The organism is Pseudomonas lini (genome assembly GCF_001042905.1).
In the GTDB taxonomy this organism is placed as follows: domain Bacteria; phylum Pseudomonadota; class Gammaproteobacteria; order Pseudomonadales; family Pseudomonadaceae; genus Aquipseudomonas; species Aquipseudomonas lini.
The window spans coordinates 359045-379610 of record NZ_JYLB01000005.1 but is presented as its reverse complement, the minus strand read 5'-3'; the positions used below and the strand labels follow the sequence as shown (position 1 = coordinate 379610).

The 20566-nt window shown below is 60.2% G+C and carries 13 protein-coding genes; 4 read left to right on the top strand and 9 right to left on the bottom strand.

Features of this window, described 5'->3' with window-relative positions; translation table 11 throughout:
• Window positions 1-113 precede the first annotated feature (113 nt).
• The 9 genes from TU81_RS17090 to glnE form a co-directional block, all read right to left on the bottom strand.
• Window positions 114-449, bottom strand: a complete 336-nt coding sequence (locus tag TU81_RS17090; RefSeq protein WP_048396117.1) for a YceK/YidQ family lipoprotein — start codon at window positions 447-449, stop codon at window positions 114-116.
• A 237-nt stretch (window positions 450-686) separates the two neighbouring features.
• Entirely contained in the window at window positions 687-2138 is a 1452-nt protein-coding gene (locus TU81_RS17085) for a lipopolysaccharide kinase InaA family protein (RefSeq protein WP_048396116.1), read from the bottom strand.
• Window positions 2138-2890 (bottom strand): lipopolysaccharide kinase InaA family protein, encoded by a 753-nt coding sequence (locus tag TU81_RS17080; protein WP_038978664.1) that lies wholly within the window; start codon window positions 2888-2890, stop codon window positions 2138-2140. The genes TU81_RS17085 and TU81_RS17080 overlap by 1 nt, the downstream gene beginning before the upstream one ends.
• Entirely contained in the window at window positions 2887-3621 is a 735-nt protein-coding gene (locus TU81_RS17075; protein ID WP_038978663.1) for a lipopolysaccharide kinase InaA family protein, read from the bottom strand. Before TU81_RS17075 ends, TU81_RS17080 begins: the two co-directional genes overlap by 4 nt.
• The gene (gene rfaP, locus TU81_RS17070; RefSeq protein WP_007902532.1) at window positions 3621-4427 is read right to left on the bottom strand and encodes a lipopolysaccharide core heptose(I) kinase RfaP; all 807 of its coding nucleotides are present in this window, start codon (window positions 4425-4427) and stop codon (window positions 3621-3623) included. The genes TU81_RS17075 and rfaP overlap by 1 nt, the downstream gene beginning before the upstream one ends.
• Window positions 4427-5548 carry a glycosyltransferase family 4 protein gene (locus tag TU81_RS17065; RefSeq protein ID WP_048396115.1) on the bottom strand — a complete coding sequence of 374 codons (1122 nt, stop codon included), beginning with the start codon at window positions 5546-5548 and terminating at the stop codon, window positions 4427-4429. Before TU81_RS17065 ends, rfaP begins: the two co-directional genes overlap by 1 nt.
• Entirely contained in the window at window positions 5548-6609 is a 1062-nt protein-coding gene (waaC, locus tag TU81_RS17060) for a lipopolysaccharide heptosyltransferase I (RefSeq protein ID WP_038978661.1), read from the bottom strand. The genes TU81_RS17065 and waaC overlap by 1 nt, the downstream gene beginning before the upstream one ends.
• A 1-nt stretch (window position 6610) precedes the next feature.
• Window positions 6611-7645 carry a lipopolysaccharide heptosyltransferase II gene (waaF, locus tag TU81_RS17055; RefSeq protein ID WP_038978660.1) on the bottom strand — a complete coding sequence of 345 codons (1035 nt, stop codon included), beginning with the start codon at window positions 7643-7645 and terminating at the stop codon, window positions 6611-6613.
• A gap of 347 nt (window positions 7646-7992) precedes the next feature.
• Window positions 7993-10932, bottom strand: a complete 2940-nt coding sequence (gene glnE, locus TU81_RS17050) for a bifunctional [glutamate--ammonia ligase]-adenylyl-L-tyrosine phosphorylase/[glutamate--ammonia-ligase] adenylyltransferase (protein ID WP_048396114.1) — start codon at window positions 10930-10932, stop codon at window positions 7993-7995.
• Window positions 10933-11316: 384 nt separating this feature from the next.
• Between glnE and aceE the strand changes: the two genes are divergently transcribed.
• The 4 genes from aceE (at window position 11317) to TU81_RS17030 (ending at window position 20561) form a co-directional block, all read left to right on the top strand.
• Window positions 11317-13962, top strand: a complete 2646-nt coding sequence (gene aceE / locus TU81_RS17045) for a pyruvate dehydrogenase (acetyl-transferring), homodimeric type (RefSeq protein ID WP_048396113.1) — start codon at window positions 11317-11319, stop codon at window positions 13960-13962.
• A gap of 11 nt (window positions 13963-13973) precedes the next feature.
• The gene (gene aceF, locus TU81_RS17040) at window positions 13974-15935 is read left to right on the top strand and encodes a dihydrolipoyllysine-residue acetyltransferase (protein WP_048396112.1); all 1962 of its coding nucleotides are present in this window, start codon (window positions 13974-13976) and stop codon (window positions 15933-15935) included.
• A 283-nt stretch (window positions 15936-16218) separates the two neighbouring features.
• Window positions 16219-17616, top strand: coding sequence for an alkaline phosphatase D family protein (locus TU81_RS17035; protein ID WP_038978656.1), 1398 nt, complete (start codon window positions 16219-16221; stop codon window positions 17614-17616).
• A 236-nt stretch (window positions 17617-17852) separates the two neighbouring features.
• Window positions 17853-20561, top strand: a complete 2709-nt coding sequence (locus tag TU81_RS17030) for a putative bifunctional diguanylate cyclase/phosphodiesterase (RefSeq protein WP_048396111.1) — start codon at window positions 17853-17855, stop codon at window positions 20559-20561.
• Window positions 20562-20566: the final 5 nt, after the last annotated feature.

Sequence of the window (20566 nt, the reverse complement as noted above, 5' to 3'; positions counted from 1 at the left end):
CGCAAGGGGCGAGAGACAGCTAAAGGGCGGGATTATAGCGTAAACGTGGCGGGAATGACCCTGCCCTTATCAGCACCGTGAAGATGACGTCGAGCCCACGCGTTCGCCTTCGCTCATCCGCGACCCGGGCGCCAGTAAATCCTGATATTGCCGTCCGTAGCCTGCCGATAAATCGTGTACGGCAAGGCAACCGTGTCCAGTGCACCAGACAAGGTCAGATCCAGCAATACGAATGGCACCAGAACACCAGTGGGATCAGGCGGCGCATGCAGGAGGCAAAAGTCGTGGGCCAGACCGCTGTAGATGCGAGGGATGGACTGGCAGTAGGTTTTTTGTTTCCTGAGGCCACGGGCGGCCGCCTCGTCATCCTGCAACACCGTGACAGCGGTCCCGCAGCCAGATAGCGCCAGTGAGAAAGTGCCCAGCAACACAGCCATTTTTATCGTCAAAATTTGCCCTCCGAGTACGTCAGGCAAACTAGCATCGTGGCTATTCAGGGCACAGTTCACGGGGTCTGTAGATCATGTAGGACGGTTCATAAGAACTTGTCCTCCAGATCTCGGGGGACTGATCTGACGCCATCGCGGGCAAGCCCGCTCCCACAGTGATGGCGCCGCAAACAAAACTTATGCATACCACTGAAACTGTGGGAGCGGGCTTGCCCGCGATAGGGTCGAAGACCCGATTCAGGCAGCGCTAGAGATATCTTTAGGCAACCTCTGATCAATCACCCGATACAGCGCACTGCTTTCGGGCCAGTTACGCATAAACCGAGCCCGATCCCGCGCGTACGCTGGGGCAAAGCTACTGACCGAGCCATGCTGACACATCGAATCCAGATCAATCAGCGCCCAGCGATCCTGCTGCCAGAACAGGTTATGGCCCTTGAAATCGCCATGGCTGATCCGCTCGCGAATCAGCTCCGCGAACAGGTGATCCAGAGCCTGCAACTCGGCTTGCGGCGCTTCGCCGCTTTCCACGTACGGCGCAAACCGCTCGATGATGTCTGGCCCCGGCAAATACTCGGTCACCAGGTACGCCCGGCTGCGCAGCCAGAGAAAACGCGTCTCCAGCAACGCCAATGGCTTGGGCGTGGCGATACCCAGGAATTCCAGGCGATTGCCTTCACGCCATGAGTGCCAGGCACGGCTCGGGCGCCAGAAACGCTTGAGCCAGTGGGCAAAGCCCTTGATGTTGTAGCGTTTGACCACCAATGTGCGCCCGGCCACCTCGACCTTGCCGACGCTCGCCGCGCCGCCGGTCTTGTACAGATGGCCTTGATCGAGCAAGGCATCGGCCTGCTCCAGCACCGGCAGCATCGCCGTCTCTTCCTCACGGCGAATCGCCCGCAAGCCGAACGCTCCGCGCTGGACGCTGAATAACGTGCACTCGCGGCCGACCTTGATCAGGAAATCCTTCAAGCGCCAGCGACGGACCTTGTCGATCTGCTTCTGCAACGCTTCCATGGGCAAGGCATGCTCGCCGTTTCCCAGCAGGTAATACACCAGCAATTCTTCGGTGAAGGGTTCCAGCGATGTGGGCAACTGGGCAAAAAACACCCCGAGGTTTTCCAGGACTTTCTGCTGCGACAGTGGCTTGCCAGCCGTCTCGGCACAGATCCCGGCGCCATCGATCAAATACAACTGACCGCCATGGCGCAACAGGTTGTCCAGGTGCAAGTCTTCCTGCCACAAGCCTTTGCTGTGCAATTGCCCAATGGCGCCCAACGCCTCGGCCAGCACCGCTGATTGCTCATCCGTCAACACCGGCAAGTGTTCGACCTGTTTCCAGGCGTCTCCCAGGCTCTCGGCACCTTCAAGGAAATCGAACAACAACCAGCCGCCTTCGCCGTCCTTCAGGCCATCAGCCAATAGCAACGGCGTGGTCAGTCCCTGAGCGGCGAGCAAACGCACGCCGTCCAGTTCACGCTGAAAATGCCGCGCCGCTTTACCGCCGACCAGCAACTTGGCCAACACCGGCCGTCCGCGCCAGACTCCGGCGCCAACGTAACGCTGGCCTGGCAACACTCGCAGCAGACTTAGCAGTTGTAACTCCGCAGGCCCCGCGGCATCGGCCAGTGGAATGTTCAGCGGCAGGCTCGGGCTGCGGCCGGCGTTTTTCAGTTCGGACAAACGCATTAACGCGCCTCCTTGTGACTGCGCCGCGCACTCAGGCGCGATACCCAACTGTCCACCAGCGAGCTGTTCAATGGCTGATCCAGATAAACCGCCAACAACTCGCGCAGCTGACTTTCGCTCCATTCCGGCGCCCGACGCAGCAACGGTTCCAGGTCCTTGACCCGATCACGTTGGCCAAACAGCAATGGCCGGGTTTTTTCCAGATCGATCAACTGAGCCTGATAACCGTCACCGGTGGCCCGCAGAAAAATATGCTTGGGATAGAAGCAACCGTGGAGTTGACGAACCTCGTGCAGGCGTCGCGCCAGTTGCCCACAGGCTTTCAGAATCGCCGAGTGCTGCACCGTGCTCAGGTCGGACCAGCGCTGCAACAGTGAATCCAGATCATCCCAACCGTCCAGCGCGCGGGTCAGCAGAATTGCCCGGACTTCGCCGTCGACTTTGCGCTCACCGAAGAACGCCGCCTGCAACGCAGGAACACCCAGCTTCTGATAACGACTGATGTTGCGAAACTCACGGGCAAAACTTGGCTCGCCAAACGGTGAATGCCATGTGCGCGTCAGGTAGTTGCTCTGGCGTTTGAGGTAGTAGCCATGACCTTCCAGCTCCAGCCGAAACACACTGCTCCAGCCATCACCAGCGGTATTGGGTTCATCCACCGCCTCGAGCTGTTTGGCCCAGAGCGCGTCGAAGGTGCCGAGGCCATGACGCTCAAGCAGCGCGCGGTCTTCAGCAGCCAGAAAATCAGTCATTCGCGTCCCTCGAAAAATCTCACCACGTGCCGAATCCGTTTCTTGTCGGCGGTATTGAGCCGGGTGCATTGGCGGTATTGCATGTAAAAGCGCAGACGCTGGGTGGCCGACAGGTGATATTTGGCCACTTTGTCCAGACAAGCCAGGTCTTTGGTGATCCGGTATTTGAGCCAGAAGCCGCGCCAGAAATTACCGTTGGGGCAGTCGATCAAAAATAGCCGGGGCTCATCGTCGATCAGCAGGTTGCGCCACTTCAAATCGTTATGGGTAAAACGGTGGTCGTGCATGGTCCGGGTATAGCCCGCCAGCTGCCGACTGATGTTGTCGACCCAGGCGCGGTCCGCCAGCTTCGGATCATGCCGACCTGCCAGAGCCGACAAGTCTTCGGTATTGGGCAGCTCGCGCGTGATCATCGCCCCGCGATCGTATGCCGCGCCGCGCCGCTCCAGCCCCCAGGCCACTACTTCGGCGGTAGGAATGCCCCACTTGGCGAAACGCTTGAGGTTCTGCCATTCGGCTTTCACCCGCGGCTTGCCCAGATAACGGCGCAGGCCTTTGCCGGCGCCGACGTAGCGCTTGACGTAATAGTTGACGCCATTGCGCTGGACGCGAATGACCTCGGACAGTGGATCGCGGGTCAGCCGCTCGCCCTCGAGCGCGAACACCGCGTCAAGACTGCCGAAGTCTTCTGCCAGATCGCTGTAAGCAGGTTCCAGTGTCCAACCCGACATCAGAGCGCATCCCCGTATCGCTGCTTACGCTCGTAGAGCTTGTTGGCCTTGCCTTCGAGCCATGCCAGCAGCCCCGCTTCTTCAGCCAGAATCTGGCGCAGCGGCTGCTGGAAATAACCCTTGAGGAAACGCAATTTGTCGCGACGGGTCAGGCCAATGTCGAGCGCCGAAAAATACAGCGCCGCCAGGTCCTTGTTGCGCCAGCGTTGGGTAATCGTCGGACGGGTCTGAGCACGGTGCAGATCGATCACCGACAGCTTGAAGTCGTCGGCTGTCACCGGTTTGTCGGTGTGCAGCAGGAAGTGGCAGATGTAGCAGTCGCGGTGGTTGACCCCGGCGCGGTGCATCATGCCGGTCATGCGCGCGACTTCGGCGATCAAGGCGCGCTTGAGTTTTGGCTCGGGCGGCTGCTTGACCCAGTCGATGCTGAAATCTTCGAGGCTGACGGTGGGCGCCAGCTCTTGCGTGACGATAAACGAATGCTGATCCGCCGGGTTGCTGCCCTTTTCGCCGTAAGCCACAGCGGTCATGGTCGGCACGCCGACTTCTTGCAGGCGCTGAATGGCCTTCCACTCCTGGCCCGCGCCAAGCACTGGCAGCTTGGCGGTCAGCAGGTTCTTGAAAATCTCGCCCCAGCCGATGCCACGGTGGATTTTCACGAAGAACCCGTGGCCGTCCACTTCAGTACGCAGTGTCCGGCGCGCTTCAAGCTCGCGGTACACCTCGCCCTTGAGGCCCTCGACTTCGGCGAACGGATCGCGTCCGGCCCAGAGGCTCTTGAACGGTTCAGCCAGCATCAACTTCATTAAGCGTGCTCCGCCAGAATCACATCGGCCGCGTGCTGCGGCATGCTGTAGAGGTCGGCCGTCTCGGCGAAAGCCAGACCGTTGCGGCTCCAGGCCGCCCGTGCATTTGCGTCATTCAACATGCCGGTCAGGTACTGCGTCAGTTGCGCCTGATCGAAAGGCTCGTCCAGCACCAGACCGGCGTCGGCCTCGGCGATGTAATGGGCATAGCCGCACACCGCGCTCACCAGCACCGGCAAGCCAGCCACCACGGCTTCAAGCAGCACCGTGCCGGTGTTTTCGTTGTACGCCGGGTGGATCAACAAATCGGCACCGAGCAGGAAACGCGGGATATCGCTGCGGCCCTTGAGGAACTGCACGTTGTCGCCGAGCCCCAATGTGGCGCTCTGCAACTGGAATACTTTGGGGTCGTCCTGGCCAATTACAAACAGCCGGGTGCGCTTTTTCAGCTCGGCGGGCAAGGCGGCCAAGGCCTTGAGGCTGCGGTCCACGCCTTTGGTCTTGAACCCGGAGCCGATTTGCACCAGCAGCAGTTCATCGTCCTTCAGGTTGAATTCGGCGCGGAACCCGGCTCGAATGTCATCCGCGCTCGCCGGGCGACGACGGTCCTGGGCGATGCCCGGTGGCAGCAGATGGAAACGTTCGATTGGCGTGTCGTAATGCTTGATGAACAGCGGCTGCTGGACTTCGGAAATCATCAGCACTTCGGTTTTCGCGTCCTTGGCGAACACCGCGCGCTCGTACTCGGCGAAGTGGCGATAGCGGCCCCAGCGACGGTACAGCGAGTTGCGCAGGTTCTGCGCCTTGTCTTCGAAGCAGCCGTCGGCGGCGTAGTAAACGTCCAGGCCCGGCATCTTATTGAAACCGATCAGGCGGTCCACCGGGCGCTTGGCCAGATCGGCCTCCATCCACTCGGTGAGCTTCTCGTTGCGCCGATGATTGAAGAACGCCTTCACCGGTGCCACCAGCACTTCGAAGCCCGGCGGAATGTCGCCTTCCCAGATCAGCGTGTAGACGCGAATCTGGTGGCCGCGCTGCTGACATTCCAGGGCGATGCGCATGAAATCGCGCTGCAAACCGCCAAAGGGAAAGTACTTGTACAGGACAAATGCCAATTGCATCAGCGCAGCTCCTCAGCCAGTAACAACGTGCTCAGTCGGCTCGCGACACGCTCGGGATTCAGACGCGTGAAGCACAGGGGCCACTCGCGTTTCAGGTCGAACCGACGGGCATCGTCGGCCGTCGGTTGATAGGTGCATTTCTTTTGCAGGCACGGCGCGCAAGGAAAGTCGCTGGCCATGTGAATCTGCGACTTGCCGTACGCGCCAGTCAGGCCCGGGTTGGTCGGGCCGAACAGCGACAGGGTTGGCACGTCCAGCGCCGCAGCGAGGTGACCGAGACCGGTGTCCACCGCTACGCAGGCTTGCGCCCCGGCCAGAACTTTACCGACACCCGCCAGGTTCAGCTTGGGCAGCACTTCGACGTGTCGCATGTCTTTGGCGATGCGCTCGGCGCGGGACTTTTCGATCGGATTACCCCACGGCAGCTTCACTGCCACGCCGAGGTAACCCACCCGCTCGGCCAGTTCGCGCCAGTAGGCTTCGGGCCAATGCTTGGTGTCCCAAGTGGTGCCATGGAGAAACACCACGTACGGATTCTTGCGCGGCAACTCCACCAGTCGCTCGATGTTCAGGCCGTATTCGCCCAGCCCTTTGGGCAGGTCGTAACCCAGGGCCACCGCGAACAGCTGACGCACTCGCTCTACCGCGTGTTGCCCACGGGCCACGGCCAGACGTCGGGAGTAGAAACGCGCGGCGATCGGTTCGCGGGCCGAGTTCTTGTCCAGCCCAGCCACCGGGGCTTTGGCGTAGCGAGTCAGCAACGCGCTTTTCAGCAGGCCCTGGGCATCGATCACCAAGTCATATTTGGTCGCGCGAATGCTCTGTTTGAAGCGCTTCCACTCGCCACTCTTGATGGTCTGCCAGATGTTCTTGCGCCAGCGACGGATCGCCACCGGAATCACCTTACCCACGGCAGGGTGCCAGGTCGGAATCTCGGCAAAGCCTTCTTCCACCACCCAGTCGAACGTGATGCCGGGGATCGCCCGCGCCGCGTCGGTCAACGCTGGCAACGCGTGAATCACGTCGCCCAGCGAAGAAGTCTTGATCAACAGTACCCGCAAACTATTTGACCTCGACCACAGTGCCCAGCAACCGCTGCAAGGCTTCGTTCACCGCTTTCGGCATGAGCTGGCGCAAGCAATTGTAATGACCGAAACGGCAGGTGCGATCGAAGCACGGACTGCATTCGATGCCCAGGCGCACGATCTCGACGTGCTCGGCCAACGGTGGCGTAAAACCCGGCGACGTCGAGCCGTACACCGCCACCAACGGGCGGTTCAGCGCAGCGGCCACGTGCATCAGGCCGGAGTCGTTGGAGACCACCGCGTCAGCGCAGGACAGCAGATCGATGGCCTCGGCCAGGGATGTGTCGCCACTGAGGTTCACCGACTCTTCACGCAGACCCGGAATCAGCCGCGCGCGAATGTCTTCGCCCACCGCGTGATCGTTTTTCGAGCCGAACAGCCAGACCTGCCAGCCTTCACGGATCTTCGCTTCGGCGACCTTGGCGTAGTGCTCCGACGGCCAGCGCTTGGACTCACCGAACTCGGCGCCGGGGCACAGCGCCAACACCGGACGGTCGAGAGCCAAACTGAATTTGGCCAGTGCGCCGTCGCGGGTCACCGGGTCGATCTGCAGGCTCGGCCGTGGATACGGCTTCGGCAAGTCGACACCGGGCTCAAAGGCCAGGGCCATGAAACGCTCGATCATCAGCGGGTAACGCTCTTTGTCGAGCGTGCGCACGTCATTGAGCAGGCCGTAGCGGAATTCGCCACGCCAGCCGGTGCGTTTCGGGATACCGGCAAAAAACGGTACCAGTGCCGACTTCAGGGAATTGGGCAGCAGGATGGCCTGGTCGTACTGGCCGGCCAGGGATTTACCGATGCGCCGACGCGTCGCCAGCTCCAGCACGCCGTGGCCGAGCGGGAAGCTCAAGGCCTGACGTACTTCAGGCATGCGTTCGAGGATCGGCCGGCTCCACTCGGGGGCCAGCACGTCGATTTCGCACTGCGGGTGGCGTTGTTTGAGACACTGAAAAAGTGTCTGCGCCATCACCATGTCACCGACCCAACTGGGCCCAACGATCAGAATTTTCATGTGGTTTCCAAAAACGAGCCGGGGAGGCATACGCCTCCCCGCCTCGAGAATCCAGCACCTTCGGGGTGAACCGTCAGGTCATTTGGACGAGCCGATTGGGGCTCGTCGGATCAATTTTGTGCACATCCATGCGATGCAGCTTAGCTGCCTCAATCTACCAGACACTGCAGATCCAGTGTGGGAGCGGGCTTGTGGCGAGGGGGCTTGCCCCCGTTGGGTTGCGAAGCAGCCCCAAAAATCTCTGATATGCCAAAGATCTTGTGAGTGCTACGCACTCAAACGGGGGCAAGCCCCCTCACCACAAGCCCGCTCCCACATTGGGTATCAGGTGTTGCAAATATCCCGTTTCAGCTTAACCCCAGCTCGCGCCAGATCCGCATTACCTGCCGTCGTTCATCCACGAACTGGTCGCCCGGTATCACACCGGCGTCCTTCTGCAAGGCCTCCCGGTGAGCGGCGGAGCGGTAGGCCTTATAGGCTTCACGCAACAGGCTGGCATCTTCGGCGGGCATCAGCCCGACCTCCTCCAACCCTTCCAGAATGCGGATATTGTCGGTATAGCGCAGCAATGACGGATGCGCTTGCGACCATGCCAGAGCCGCGTATTGCACCATAAATTCAATATCGACGATACCTCCGGCGTCCTGCTTGAGATCGAACGGCGCCGTGGCCTCGAAGGCATTTGCCGCCGTGCCCGCCGCAGTGCTCTTGCTGCCCAGATTATCGCGCATCTTGGCGCGCATCTCGCTGACCTCCTGGCGCAAGGTCGGCAGGTCCCGCGGCTTGGCCAATATCGCCGCGCGAACCTTCTCGAATGCCTGGCCGACATCCTGGCTGCCCACCAGTACCCGCGCCCGCACCAGCGCCTGATGTTCCCAGGTCCAGGCTTCGTTTTCCTGATACCGGGCAAACGCCCCCAGGGAGCTCACCAGCAAACCGGATGCGCCGGACGGCCGCAGGCGCATGTCCACTTCATACAGCTGGCCGGAGTTGGTCTGCGCCGTCAGCAAATGAATGATGCGCTGCCCGAGCCGGGTAAAAAACTGTGCGCCGTCGATAGGCTTCGGCCCGTCGGTTTCCGCCTGCGGATCGCCGTCGTGGATGAACACCAGATCCAGGTCCGAACTGTGCCCCAATTCCAGACCACCGACTTTCCCGTAACCGACAATGATGAAACCAGGGTCGCACAAGCTGCCGTCGGTGCGCAGCGGCGTACCGTACTTGGCCACCGTCTGGCGCCAGGCCAGGGCCAGCACTTGTTCGAGGATCGCCTCGGCGAGCCACGTCAGGTAATCACTGACCTTCATCAAGGGCAGGCTGCCGGCGATTTCCGAGGCGGCGACGCGCAAGCGGTGCGCCAGTTTGAAATGCCGCAGGGCTTCCATTTGTTGTTCGAGGTCGTCTTCGGGAATCCGCGTCAGACGCTCGCGCAACTCGGCCGCCAGTTCCGGCGCCAGCGGCGGCTTGAACAATCGACCCTCGTTGAGCAATTCGTCGAGCAGCAACGGAAAGCGCGTGATCTGTTCGGCAATCCACGGGCTTGCGGCGCACAGCGTCAGCAAGCGGCGCAGGGCCCCGGGGTTCTCGGTCAACAACACCAGATAGGCGGAACGACGCGCCACGGCTTCCACCAGTGGCAGTACCCGCTCCAACACCAGATCGGGATTGGCATGCTCCACAGCCTGAGCCAGCAAACGCGGAATAAAAGCATCGAGGCGTTCACGCCCCAGGCGCTGCATGGCACGCAATTGCGGGCTGCCACGCAGACTGGCCAAGGCTTTCAGCGCCTTGGAGGCGTCGGCAAAACCACCCTCCTCCAGCTGACGGCACGCGGCTTCCTCGTCCTGGGCCTCTTCCCACAGCGGCAACCATTCCCCGCCGACCACCACTTCGCTCTCGGCGCCGGCCTCTTCATCGGGATCGGCGATCACCTGAGCAAAGTGCCAGGCCACCCGGCCACGCCAGTACATCAGCTGTTCGTGGAATGCCGTCCAGTTGGCAAACCCGAGCATAAAGGCAATGCGCGCCTGATCCTGTTCACCATCCGGCAGCATCTGGGTCTGACGGTCGGCAATCGCCTGAATCGCGTGTTCGGTGTAACGCAGAAATTCGTAGGCTTCGCGCAATTCGCTGACCACCGCCGCCGGCAGGTAACCCTGACCTTCGAGGGTGCTCAGTACTTTTAATAGAGGACGCTGCTGCAGGCTCAGGTCGCGGCCACCGTGAATCAGCTGGAAGGCCTGGGCGATAAATTCGACTTCACGAATGCCGCCGGAACCGAGTTTGATGTTGTCCGCCATGCCCTTGCGCCGGACTTCCTGCTGAATCAGCTGCTTCATCGTGCGCAGCGCTTCGATGGCCGAAAAGTCCAGGTAACGCCGGTAAACGAACGGTCGCAGCATCTCTTGCAGTTGCGCGCCCGCCACTTGATCGCCGGCCACTACGCGCGACTTGATCATCGCGTAGCGCTCCCAGTCGCGCCCCTGATCCTGGTAATACTGCTCCAGTGCATTAAAGCTCAGCACCAGCGCGCCGGACGAGCCGTAAGGCCGCAAGCGCATGTCGACGCGGAACACGAAACCGTCGACGGTCATCGGGTCCAGCGCCTTGATAAGACGCTGGCCGAGACGAATGAAAAATTCCTGGTTATCCAGCGACCGTTTCACGCCGACGGTTTCGCCGCCCTCGGGGTAGGCGAAAATCAAGTCGATGTCCGACGACAGATTCAGCTCCACGGCGCCGAGCTTGCCCATGCCGAGGATGACCATCTGCTGCGGCTCGCCGCTACGTCGCCCGGTGGGCGTGCCGAACTGTTGGCAATGGCGCTGATACAACCACTGATAGGCCTGATCGATGCTGGCATCGGCCATGTCCGAGAGGTCGCGACAGCTCTGGATCAGATCGGCCTGGCGAGTCAGGTCGCGCCAGATAATCCGCACTTGCTGGCGGGCGCGCTGGCGACGCAGGGCGCGGCCAAGCTGGTCGTCGGTTTCGGCGGTGCTCACCGCCGTCGCAATCTGTGCGCACAACTCGCCCGGCGCAAAGGCGCGGTCCAGTTCGCCAGACTGCACCAGCTCCAGCAACATCAAAGGGTCACGCAGACTCTGTTCAATCACAAAGTCGCTGGCAGCAGTGACACGGGCAAATTGCGCCCAGCGCTCAGGCGTCCAGGCAGACAGGCCATGATCGTCGGGAAAAAGCCCGACAGCCGTACGGAACGACTGCTCGGCACGGGTGACAAACGGCAGGAGAACGCCGGGCAGTTCGACAAGCGAAGGGAGGCTCATGGTCTATCCTTGATCGGCGTGTGAAGGGCTGCATGTAGTGATTCTTGAAAACACACTACGTGACTGACTGTCGAACAAAGGTTAGAAATAGCTGAAATTTCTTTATTTTTGGCAGCGACCATCAAGCTTTCACCTTTTCTGGTTGGCAAAAGACCAACCTTAACGATTATTCTCACAACGCAGCCGGAGGCCACAAGCCGATCTTCTGTAGTTTTACTACTCGTCTATACATTCGAAAGGCTGAAATGCCCGATGATTTGTAGTAAAACTACACGCCGCCGGAACATACCTCTCGGCAATCCAAGAATTTATATCGTCTGCCCACAAGGCCAGTCGCAAACTCAGGCAACCGATTCTGGAAGCCTTTCCGCCCTGGAGCAAGCCATGCAAGACCTCGATCCCGTCGAAACCCAGGAATGGCTGGACGCCCTGGAATCGGTTCTCGACAAAGAAGGCGAAGACCGTGCTCACTATCTGATGACCCGTATGGGCGAACTCGCGACCCGTAGCGGCTCGCAGCTCCCTTACGCCATCACCACGCCTTACCGCAACACGATCCCCGTTACCCACGAAGCACGCATGCCTGGCGACCTGTTCATGGAACGCCGCATTCGCTCGTTGGTACGCTGGAACGCGATGGCCATGGTAATGCGTACGAACCTGAAAGATTCTGACCTGGGTGGTCACATCTCCAGCTTCGCTTCCAGTGCGACCCTGTATGACATCGGCTTCAACTACTTCTTCCAGGCCCCGACCGACGAGCACGGCGGCGACCTGATCTACTTCCAGGGCCACACCTCGCCAGGCGTTTACGCCCGCGCATTCATGGAAGGCCGCATCACCGAAGACCAGATGAACAACTTCCGCCAGGAAGTGGACGGTCAGGGCCTGTCGTCCTACCCGCACCCTTGGCTGATGCCTGATTTCTGGCAGTTCCCGACGGTATCCATGGGTCTGGGCCCGATCCAGGCGATCTACCAGGCACGCTTCATGAAGTACCTGGAAGCCCGTGGCTTCATTCCGGAAGGCAAGCAAAAAGTCTGGTGCTTCCTGGGCGACGGCGAGTGCGACGAACCGGAATCCCTGGGCGCCATCTCGCTGGCTGGCCGCGAGAAGCTCGACAACCTGATCTTCGTTATCAACTGCAACCTGCAGCGCCTTGATGGCCCGGTTCGCGGCAACGGCAAGATCATCCAGGAACTCGAAGGCGTGTTCCGCGGCGCTCAGTGGAACGTGACCAAAGTCATCTGGGGCCGTTTCTGGGACCCACTGCTGGCCAAAGACGTCGACGGTATCCTGCAACGTCGCATGGACGAAGTCATCGACGGCGAGTACCAGAACTACAAAGCCAAAGACGGCGCGTTCGTGCGTGAACACTTCTTCAACTCGCCAGAACTCAAGGCGATGGTTGCTGATCTGTCCGACGACGAGATCTGGAAACTCAACCGTGGCGGCCACGACCCGTACAAGGTCTACGCGGCGTACCACGAAGCGGTCAACCACAAAGAACAACCGACCGTCATCCTGGCCAAAACCATCAAGGGTTATGGCACCGGTGCCGGCGAAGCGAAAAACACTGCGCACAACACCAAGAAAGTCGATGTCGACAGTCTGAAGTTGTTCCGTGATCGCTTCGACATTCCGGTCAAAGACGAAGAGCTGGAAAACCTGCCGTTCTTCAAACCGGAACCCAACAGCGCTGAAGCCCGTTACCTGAGCGAGCGCCGCACTGCACTGGGCGGTTTCGTGCCACAGCGCCGCGCCAAAAGCTTCGACATCCCGACGCCACCGCTCGATACCCTCAAGGCAATCCTGGACGGCTCGGGCGACCGTGAAATTTCCACCACCATGGCCTTCGTGCGGATCCTCGCTCAGCTGGTCAAGGACAAGGAAATCGGTTCGCGCATCGTTCCGATCATTCCGGACGAAGCCCGTACCTTCGGTATGGAAGGCATGTTCCGTCAGTTGGGCATCTACTCCTCCGTCGGCCAGCTCTACGAGCCAGTCGATAAAGACCAGGTGATGTTCTACAAAGAAGACAAGAAGGGCCAGATCCTCGAAGAAGGCATCAACGAAGCGGGCGCCATGAGCTCCTTCATCGCTGCCGGTACTTCGTACTCCAGCCACAACCAGCCAATGCTGCCGTTCTACATCTTCTACTCGATGTTCGGCTTCCAGCGTATCGGCGACCTGGCCTGGGCCGCTGGCGACAGCCGCACCCGTGGCTTCCTGATCGGCGGCACCGCCGGCCGGACTACACTGAACGGCGAAGGCCTACAACACGAAGACGGTCACAGCCACATCCTGGCTGCCACCATCCCGAACTGCCGCACCTTTGATCCAACCTACGGCTATGAGCTGGCGGTGATCATCCAGGACGGCATGAAGAAGATGACCGAAGAGCAGCAGGACGTTTTCTACTACATCACCGTGATGAACGAGTCCTACCAGCAACCCGCCATGCCGGCCGGTGTCGAGGAAGGCATCATCAAGGGCATGTACCTGCTCGAGGAAGACACCCGCGAAGCGGCGCACCACGTTCAGCTGATGGGCTCCGGCACCATCCTGCGTGAAGTCCGTGAAGCGGCGAAGATCCTGCGTGAAGAGTTCAACGTCGGCGCTGACGTGTGGAGCGTTACCAGCTTCAACGAACTGCGTCGCGATGGCCTGGCCGTCGAGCGCAGCAACCGTCTGCACCCGGGCCAGAAGCCTAAACTGAGCTACGTCGAAGAGTGCCTGAACGGCCGTAAAGGTCCGGTCATCGCCTCTACCGACTACATGAAGCTGTTCGCTGAGCAAATTCGTCAGTGGGTCCCGTCCAAGGAATTCAAAGTCCTGGGCACCGATGGTTTCGGCCGTAGTGACAGCCGCAAGAAGCTGCGTCACTTCTTCGAAGTCGACCGTCATTTCGTGGTGTTGGCAGCCCTGGAAGCTTTGGCTGACCGTGGTGATATCGAACCTAAGGTGGTGTCTGAAGCCATCGCCAAGTTCGGCATCAACCCGGAAAAACGCAACCCACTGGACTGCTGAGGAGACACTCTGTGAGCGAACTCATTCGCGTACCTGACATCGGCAGCGGTGAAGGTGAAGTAATTGAATTGTTTGTGAAGGTCGGCGACCGTATCGAAGCCGACCAGAGCATCCTGACACTTGAGTCGGACAAGGCGAGCATGGAAGTGCCTGCGCCGAAGGCCGGTATCATCAAGAGCCTGAAAGTGAAGCTGGGCGATCGCCTGAAAGAAGGCGACGAACTGCTGGAGCTGGAAGTCGAAGGTGCCGCTGCTGCGGCCCCTGCACCGTCGCCTGCGGCTGCCGCTGCGCCAGCTGCCAAGGCTGAAGCTGCACCTGCTGCCGCGAAAGCGCCAGCCGCTCCTGCTGCCGCGCCTGCTGCTGCCAGTGTTCAGCAAGTACACGTGCCGGACATCGGTTCGTCGGGCAAGGCCCAGATCATCGAGATCCAGGTCAAGGTCGGCGACACCGTCGCGGCTGATCAGTCGCTGATCACCCTGGAATCCGACAAGGCGAGCATGGAAATTCCATCGCCTGCCGCTGGCGTGGTCAAGGCCATCAGCGTCAAGCTCAATGACGAAGTCGGCACCGGCGACCTGATTCTGGATCTGGAAGTGGCGGGTGCCGCTGCACCGGCCGCGGCCGCGCCAGCCCAGGCTGCTGCGCCTGCTGCTGCTCCGGCGCCAGCCGCTGCGGCTCCGGCGACTCCGGTTGCCGACACCGTTCAGGACATTCACGTCCCGGACATCGGTTCGGCGGGCAAGGCCAAGATCATCGAAGTGCTGGTCAAGGCTGGCGATACCGTCACCGCCGACCAGTCGCTGATCACCCTGGAATCCGACAAGGCGAGCATGGAAATTCCATCGCCTGCCGCTGGCGTGGTGGAAAGTGTTTCCATCAAGCTGGATGACGAAGTCGGTACCGGCGACCTGATCCTGAAGCTGAAAGTCAAAGGCGCGGCACCTGCTGCTGCTCCAGCACCTGCCGCAGCCGCACCAAGCGCTCCTGCTCCAGCCGCTGCTGCTCCGGCTGCGCCTGCTGCTGCCGCTCCAGTTGCTGCTCCTGCCAAGCCGGGCGCGAAAGTTCACGCAGGTCCTGCGGTGCGTCAACTGGCCCGTGAATTCGGCGTCGAGCTGAACGCCGTTGGCGCCAGCGGTCCGCACGGTCGCATCCTGAAAGAAGACGTGCAGGTTTACGTCAAAGCCATGATGCAGAAGGCCAAGGAAGCACCGGCCGCTGGCGGCGCAACCGGCGGCGCGGGCATCCCGCCGATTCCGGTCGTGGACTTCAGCCGCTTCGGTGAAACCGAAGAAGTGCCGATGACTCGCCTGATGCAAATCGGCGCGTCGAGCCTGCACCGCAGCTGGTTGAACATTCCACACGTGACTCAGTTCGATTCGGCTGATATCACCGACCTGGAAGCGTTCCGTAACGCTCAGAAAGCCGTTGCAGAGAAGGCTGGCGTCAAGCTGACCATCCTGCCGCTGCTGCTCAAATCCTGCGCGCACCTGCTCAAGGAACTGCCGGACTTCAACAGTTCGCTGGCACCTAGCGGCAAGGCGATCATCCGCAAGAAGTACGTGAACATCGGCTTCGCGGTCGACACCCCTGAAGGCCTGCTGGTACCGGTCATCAAGAACGTCGACCAGAAGAGCCTGTTGCAATTGGCCGCCGAAGCCGCTGCGCTGGCTGCCAAAGCCCGCGACAAAAAGCTCACCGCTGACGACATGCAAGGCGCCTGCTTCACCATTTCCAGCCTCGGCCACATTGGCGGCACCGGCTTCACGCCGATCGTCAACGCGCCGGAAGTGGCGATCCTCGGTGTTTCCAAGGCAACCATCCAGCCAGTCTGGGACGGCAAAGCCTTCCAGCCGAAACTGATGCTGCCGCTGTCGCTGTCCTACGATCACCGTGTGATCAACGGCGCCGCTGCTGCACGCTTCACCAAGCGTCTGAGCGACCTGCTGGCGGACATCCGCACCATCCTGCTGTAACACCGGCCGGCCCTCCTTCACCGGAGGGCCTGTCGCGTTCCATGTTTTCCGAGCGCCACGCTCGTACCTCAACCCCGCCAATTTGGCGGGGCTTTTTTTGCCCTGAAGAAAGCCCTCCTCTGCGCCTTATTCCTACATTCAAGGCTTACACCGCCTACAACTCGAGTCCACTTCCGCCCGATATTTTTTGCGAGCCAATAACTAGTCTTAGTTCGGAGAATTTCCAATAGAAACTTCGACAACTTAATCTGCTTAGTTAGCATTACTTCGAATGGATTCGAACATGTTCAAACCGACTGTCGGCCCGATTATTGGCCATACCACAACTAACCATGCGCGCATTTTCTTGCGCGGCGAATTACAAAATGATGCCTTGGTATTTGCAGGCATCCGTTATCGACGCGTCGGTGAGGAACACTGGTCCAAAGGCGTATTTGCAAATCTGACAATCTTGCGCGACATGTCCGATGTGATTGCACTCAACAATCTTGCCATCGATACCGACTATGAATATCAGGCAGGTTGGTTCAGTCCCATGAGCCCGGTGCATACCGTGGAGACGATTCAGGAACTGCCACTGCAATGGCCGCGGGAGATCTATCGCTTTCGCACGCAGTCCAGCAAAACCACCACGCCACGGGCTTATATCGTCGGCTCATGTCGTTACCTGCGAATGACCGCCGGCATTGCCTCGGCCCCGCATTTGGGCGACCGGATCTTTGCCTCGATCACAAGCCTGGCGGAGCGCGCCGAGCCGCCTATCAGCGCCATGCTGATGACGGGCGATCAAATCTACGTCGATGACCTGAACCTCGTGGCCCCCGACCGGGAATACAAGGACATCCTCAGCAAATACCGCACGGCTTTTTCTCAGCCGCACATCTCGAAGTTAATGTCCGGCATGCCGACTTACATGATCCTCGATGACCATGAAATTGAAGATAACTGGCCCGCCAATGCAAATAAGAGCGATGTTCACTTATACCGAAATGCCATGGCGGCGTATGAACACTATCAAGTCAGCCACAGCCCCGTACATGAACTGCTTGCCAACGGGCAAGTCAACAGAGCGTGGCTGCCGCACTATTGGTATCAATTCACCGAGGGCGATATCGAATGGTTTATCACCGATAGCCGAACCCGACGCAATCTGTCGGCCAGCGACCGGCGCATCCTTGATGAAGAACAGGAACAGGCACTGCTCAAATGGCTGATCAACAGCACGGCCCGGGTCAAATTCGTGGTCACCAGCGTCATGTTCTACCCCGACCGCAAGCTTCATGGTGATGACGCCTGGAAAGCCTTCCCGGAACAACGACTGCGGCTGCTGGAGACGATTCGTACGCACCGCATCAAGAACGTCTTGTTCATTTCCGGTGATGTCCACGGCTCGCTGACCAGTCGCCTGACTCACAGTGAGGTAGCGGACTTCGAAGTTCACACCATCGTGTCTTCCCCGCTGTGCAACAGCAAACTGCTGCCGTACGCCCAGGCATCGACCTTCATCCTCGACCAGGCGTTGGCCCGAACGGCCGCGGGAGATTATCGGCATGAGCTGACCAGTGAGGTGATCAGCCAGGATAATTTCGCGCATCTGATCGTCGATGCCGAACAGGTTCGCGTCAATTATCACGATCGGGATGGCAAGCCATTGCAGTCGATCAGCATCAAATTGCGTTGATCCCGAAAAGATCGCAGCCTTCGGCAGCTCCTACAAGGCTGCGATTTTTTGACTCACTGCATTACTTTTCGGCGCCTCGCTGGAGAATTCTTCACGCCTGCCGACATATTCTTATAGCACTTGGCCTTCATGTCTCTTGTCAGTCGGTGTTGCAATGATGCAACCTTGCCGCAGACAACAGAAAAGAGGGCGAGAGCCCGGCGCGATCAGCATATTCGAAGCGAGTTTCCCTCCATATGAAGAGCCAACCCGATGCCGCCAGCCGTATGGTGGCCGAGGTAGTGACGCAGTTGCCAGTGCCCTCGCGGCTCGGCATGCTGCGTTTCGAACGGCTGAATGAACCGAGCTGGGCGCTGCTGTTTCTCGACCCCAATTGCGAGCGACAGTTTGGCCTGCCGGCAGTGGAGCTCTGTGCTTTGGTCGGCTCGCCCTATGCCAGCCTGATGGAGCCGGAAGCGCGCTATCAACTGCACGACACGATCCAGCAGCAACTCGCCGATAGCCCGCATTACCTGATCCGCTACACCTTGCACACTGCCGCAGGGGTACTGAGCCTGCTGGAACTGGGCGAAGCTTACAAACAACACAATCGACACCTGCTGCGCGGCTACCTTATGGTGGTGGACGGTCTGTTCGGCGGCGAACCGCTAACGCCGGCGCTGGATCTGGAAACCCAGAACTCACGCCTGCAAATTGCCCTGGAACTCAATCAGCGCGCCCAGCAGGAACAACTGCAGCACCTGGACCGGGTGCGCGCCCAGCAAGATCTGATTCTGCTGCTGACCCGCCAGCGCTACAGCACCAACAATTCCCTGCAAGAAGCCGCCGAGCTGATCACCCGCAGTGCCTGCGACATCTATGAAGTCGACTGCGCCAGCCTGTGGAACCTCGACGGCTCGCTACTGACGCCGATCTCCGCCTATCACCGCGTTACCCGGGGTCACCGACTGCCGGAGCCGATCGATGTCAGTGGTTTCCCCGATTACCTCGACGCCTTGCACACCGGGCGCGCTATCGATGCCCACAACGCCATGCGCGACCCGCGCACCCGGGAAATAGCCGAGAGCCTGCGCCCGCGCGACGTCAACGCCATGCTCGACGCCAGCATCCGCGTCGATGGCCAAGTGGTCGGCGTGCTCTGCCTGGAGCAGATCGGTGCAACCCGCGCCTGGCAGTCGGACGAAATCGCCTTTGCCGGCGAGTTGGCGGATCAGTTCGCCCAAGTCATCAACAACCACAACCGCCGCACCGCCACCAGCGCCCTGCACCTGTTCCAGCGTGCGGTGGAGCAAAGCGCCAACGCCTTTCTGCTGGTCAATTGCGATGGCGTGGTGGAATACGTCAATCCAAGCTTCACGGCGATCACCCAGTACACCACCGAGGAAGTCCACGGCCAGCGGCTGTCGGAACTGCCGGCACTGGAAAACCTCAGCGAACTGCTGTTCGACGCGCCGTCGGCATTGGCCAAGAGCAACAGCTGGCAGGGCGAGTTCAAGAGCCGGCGCAAAAACCTCGAACCCTACTGGGGTCAGCTGTCGATTTCCAAGGTCTATGGCGACAACCGTGAGCTGACGCACTACATCGGTATCTACGAAGACATCACCCAGACCAAGCTCGCCCAGCAGCGCATAGAACGCCTGGCCTACACCGACAACCTGACCAACCTCGGCAACCGCCCGGCATTCATCCGCAACCTCGACGAACGCTTCGCCCGAGACAGCGATACGCCGATCAGCCTGTTGCTGGTAGACATCGACAACTTCAAACGCATCAACGACAGCCTCGGCCACCAGACCGGCGATAAATTGCTGATCAGCCTGGCGCGACGCTTGCGCAACAGCCTGAGCCCGAGCGGCAGTCTGGCGCGCTTCGCCAGTAACGAATTCGCGGTGCTGCTGGACGACACTGACCTCTCGACTGGCCAGCAGGTCGCCAACCAATTGCTGGCGACCCTCGACAAACCGATGTTTGTCGACAACCAGTTGATCAGCGTCACCGGCTCCGTGGGCCTGGCCTGCGCGCCGCTGCACGGTCGCGACCCACAAACGCTGATGCGCAACGCCGGCCTGGCGCTGCACAAGGCCAAGGCCAACGGAAAGCACCAGGTGCAAGTCTTCACCGAAGCGCTGAACGCCGAGGCCAGCTACAAACTGTTCGTCGAAAACAACCTGCGCCGCGCCCTGACCCAGAACGAGCTGGACGTGTTCTACCAGCCCAAGCTGTGCCTGCGCAGCGGTCGCTTGCTGGGGATGGAAGCGCTGCTGCGCTGGAATCATCCGGAAAAAGGCATGATCCGCCCGGATCAATTCATCAGCGTTGCCGAAGAAACCGGGCTGATCATCCCGATCGGCAAATGGATCGCCCGCCAGGCCTGCCGCATGAGCAAAGAACTGACCGCCGCCGGCCTCGGCAACCTGCAAGTGGCGATCAACCTCTCGCCCAAGCAGTTCTCCGACCCGGACCTGGTGGCGTCCATCGCCAACATCCTCAAGGAAGAAGAGCTGCCGGCGAACCTGCTGGAGCTGGAACTGACCGAAGGCCTGCTGCTGGAAGCCACCGAAGACACCCACTTGCAGCTCGATCAGCTCAAACGTCTGGGCCTGACCCTGGCGATGGACGACTTCGGCACCGGTTACTCGTCGCTCAGTTACTTGAAAAAATTCCCGATCGACATCATCAAGATCGATCGAAGCTTCATCCACGAAATCCCCGACAACCAGGACGACATGGAAATCACCTCCGCGGTGATCGCCATGGCCCACAACCTGAAACTCAAGGTTGTAGCTGAAGGCATCGAGACGGCCGAGCAGTTGGCCTTCCTGCGCCGCCACCGCTGCGACGTCGGCCAGGGCTACCTGTTCGACCGACCGATCCCGGGTTCCGAGCTGATCGAAAAGCTCAAACGCTACCCGCGCGGTCCAATCGCCCGCTCCCACATTGGGTAGTGCTT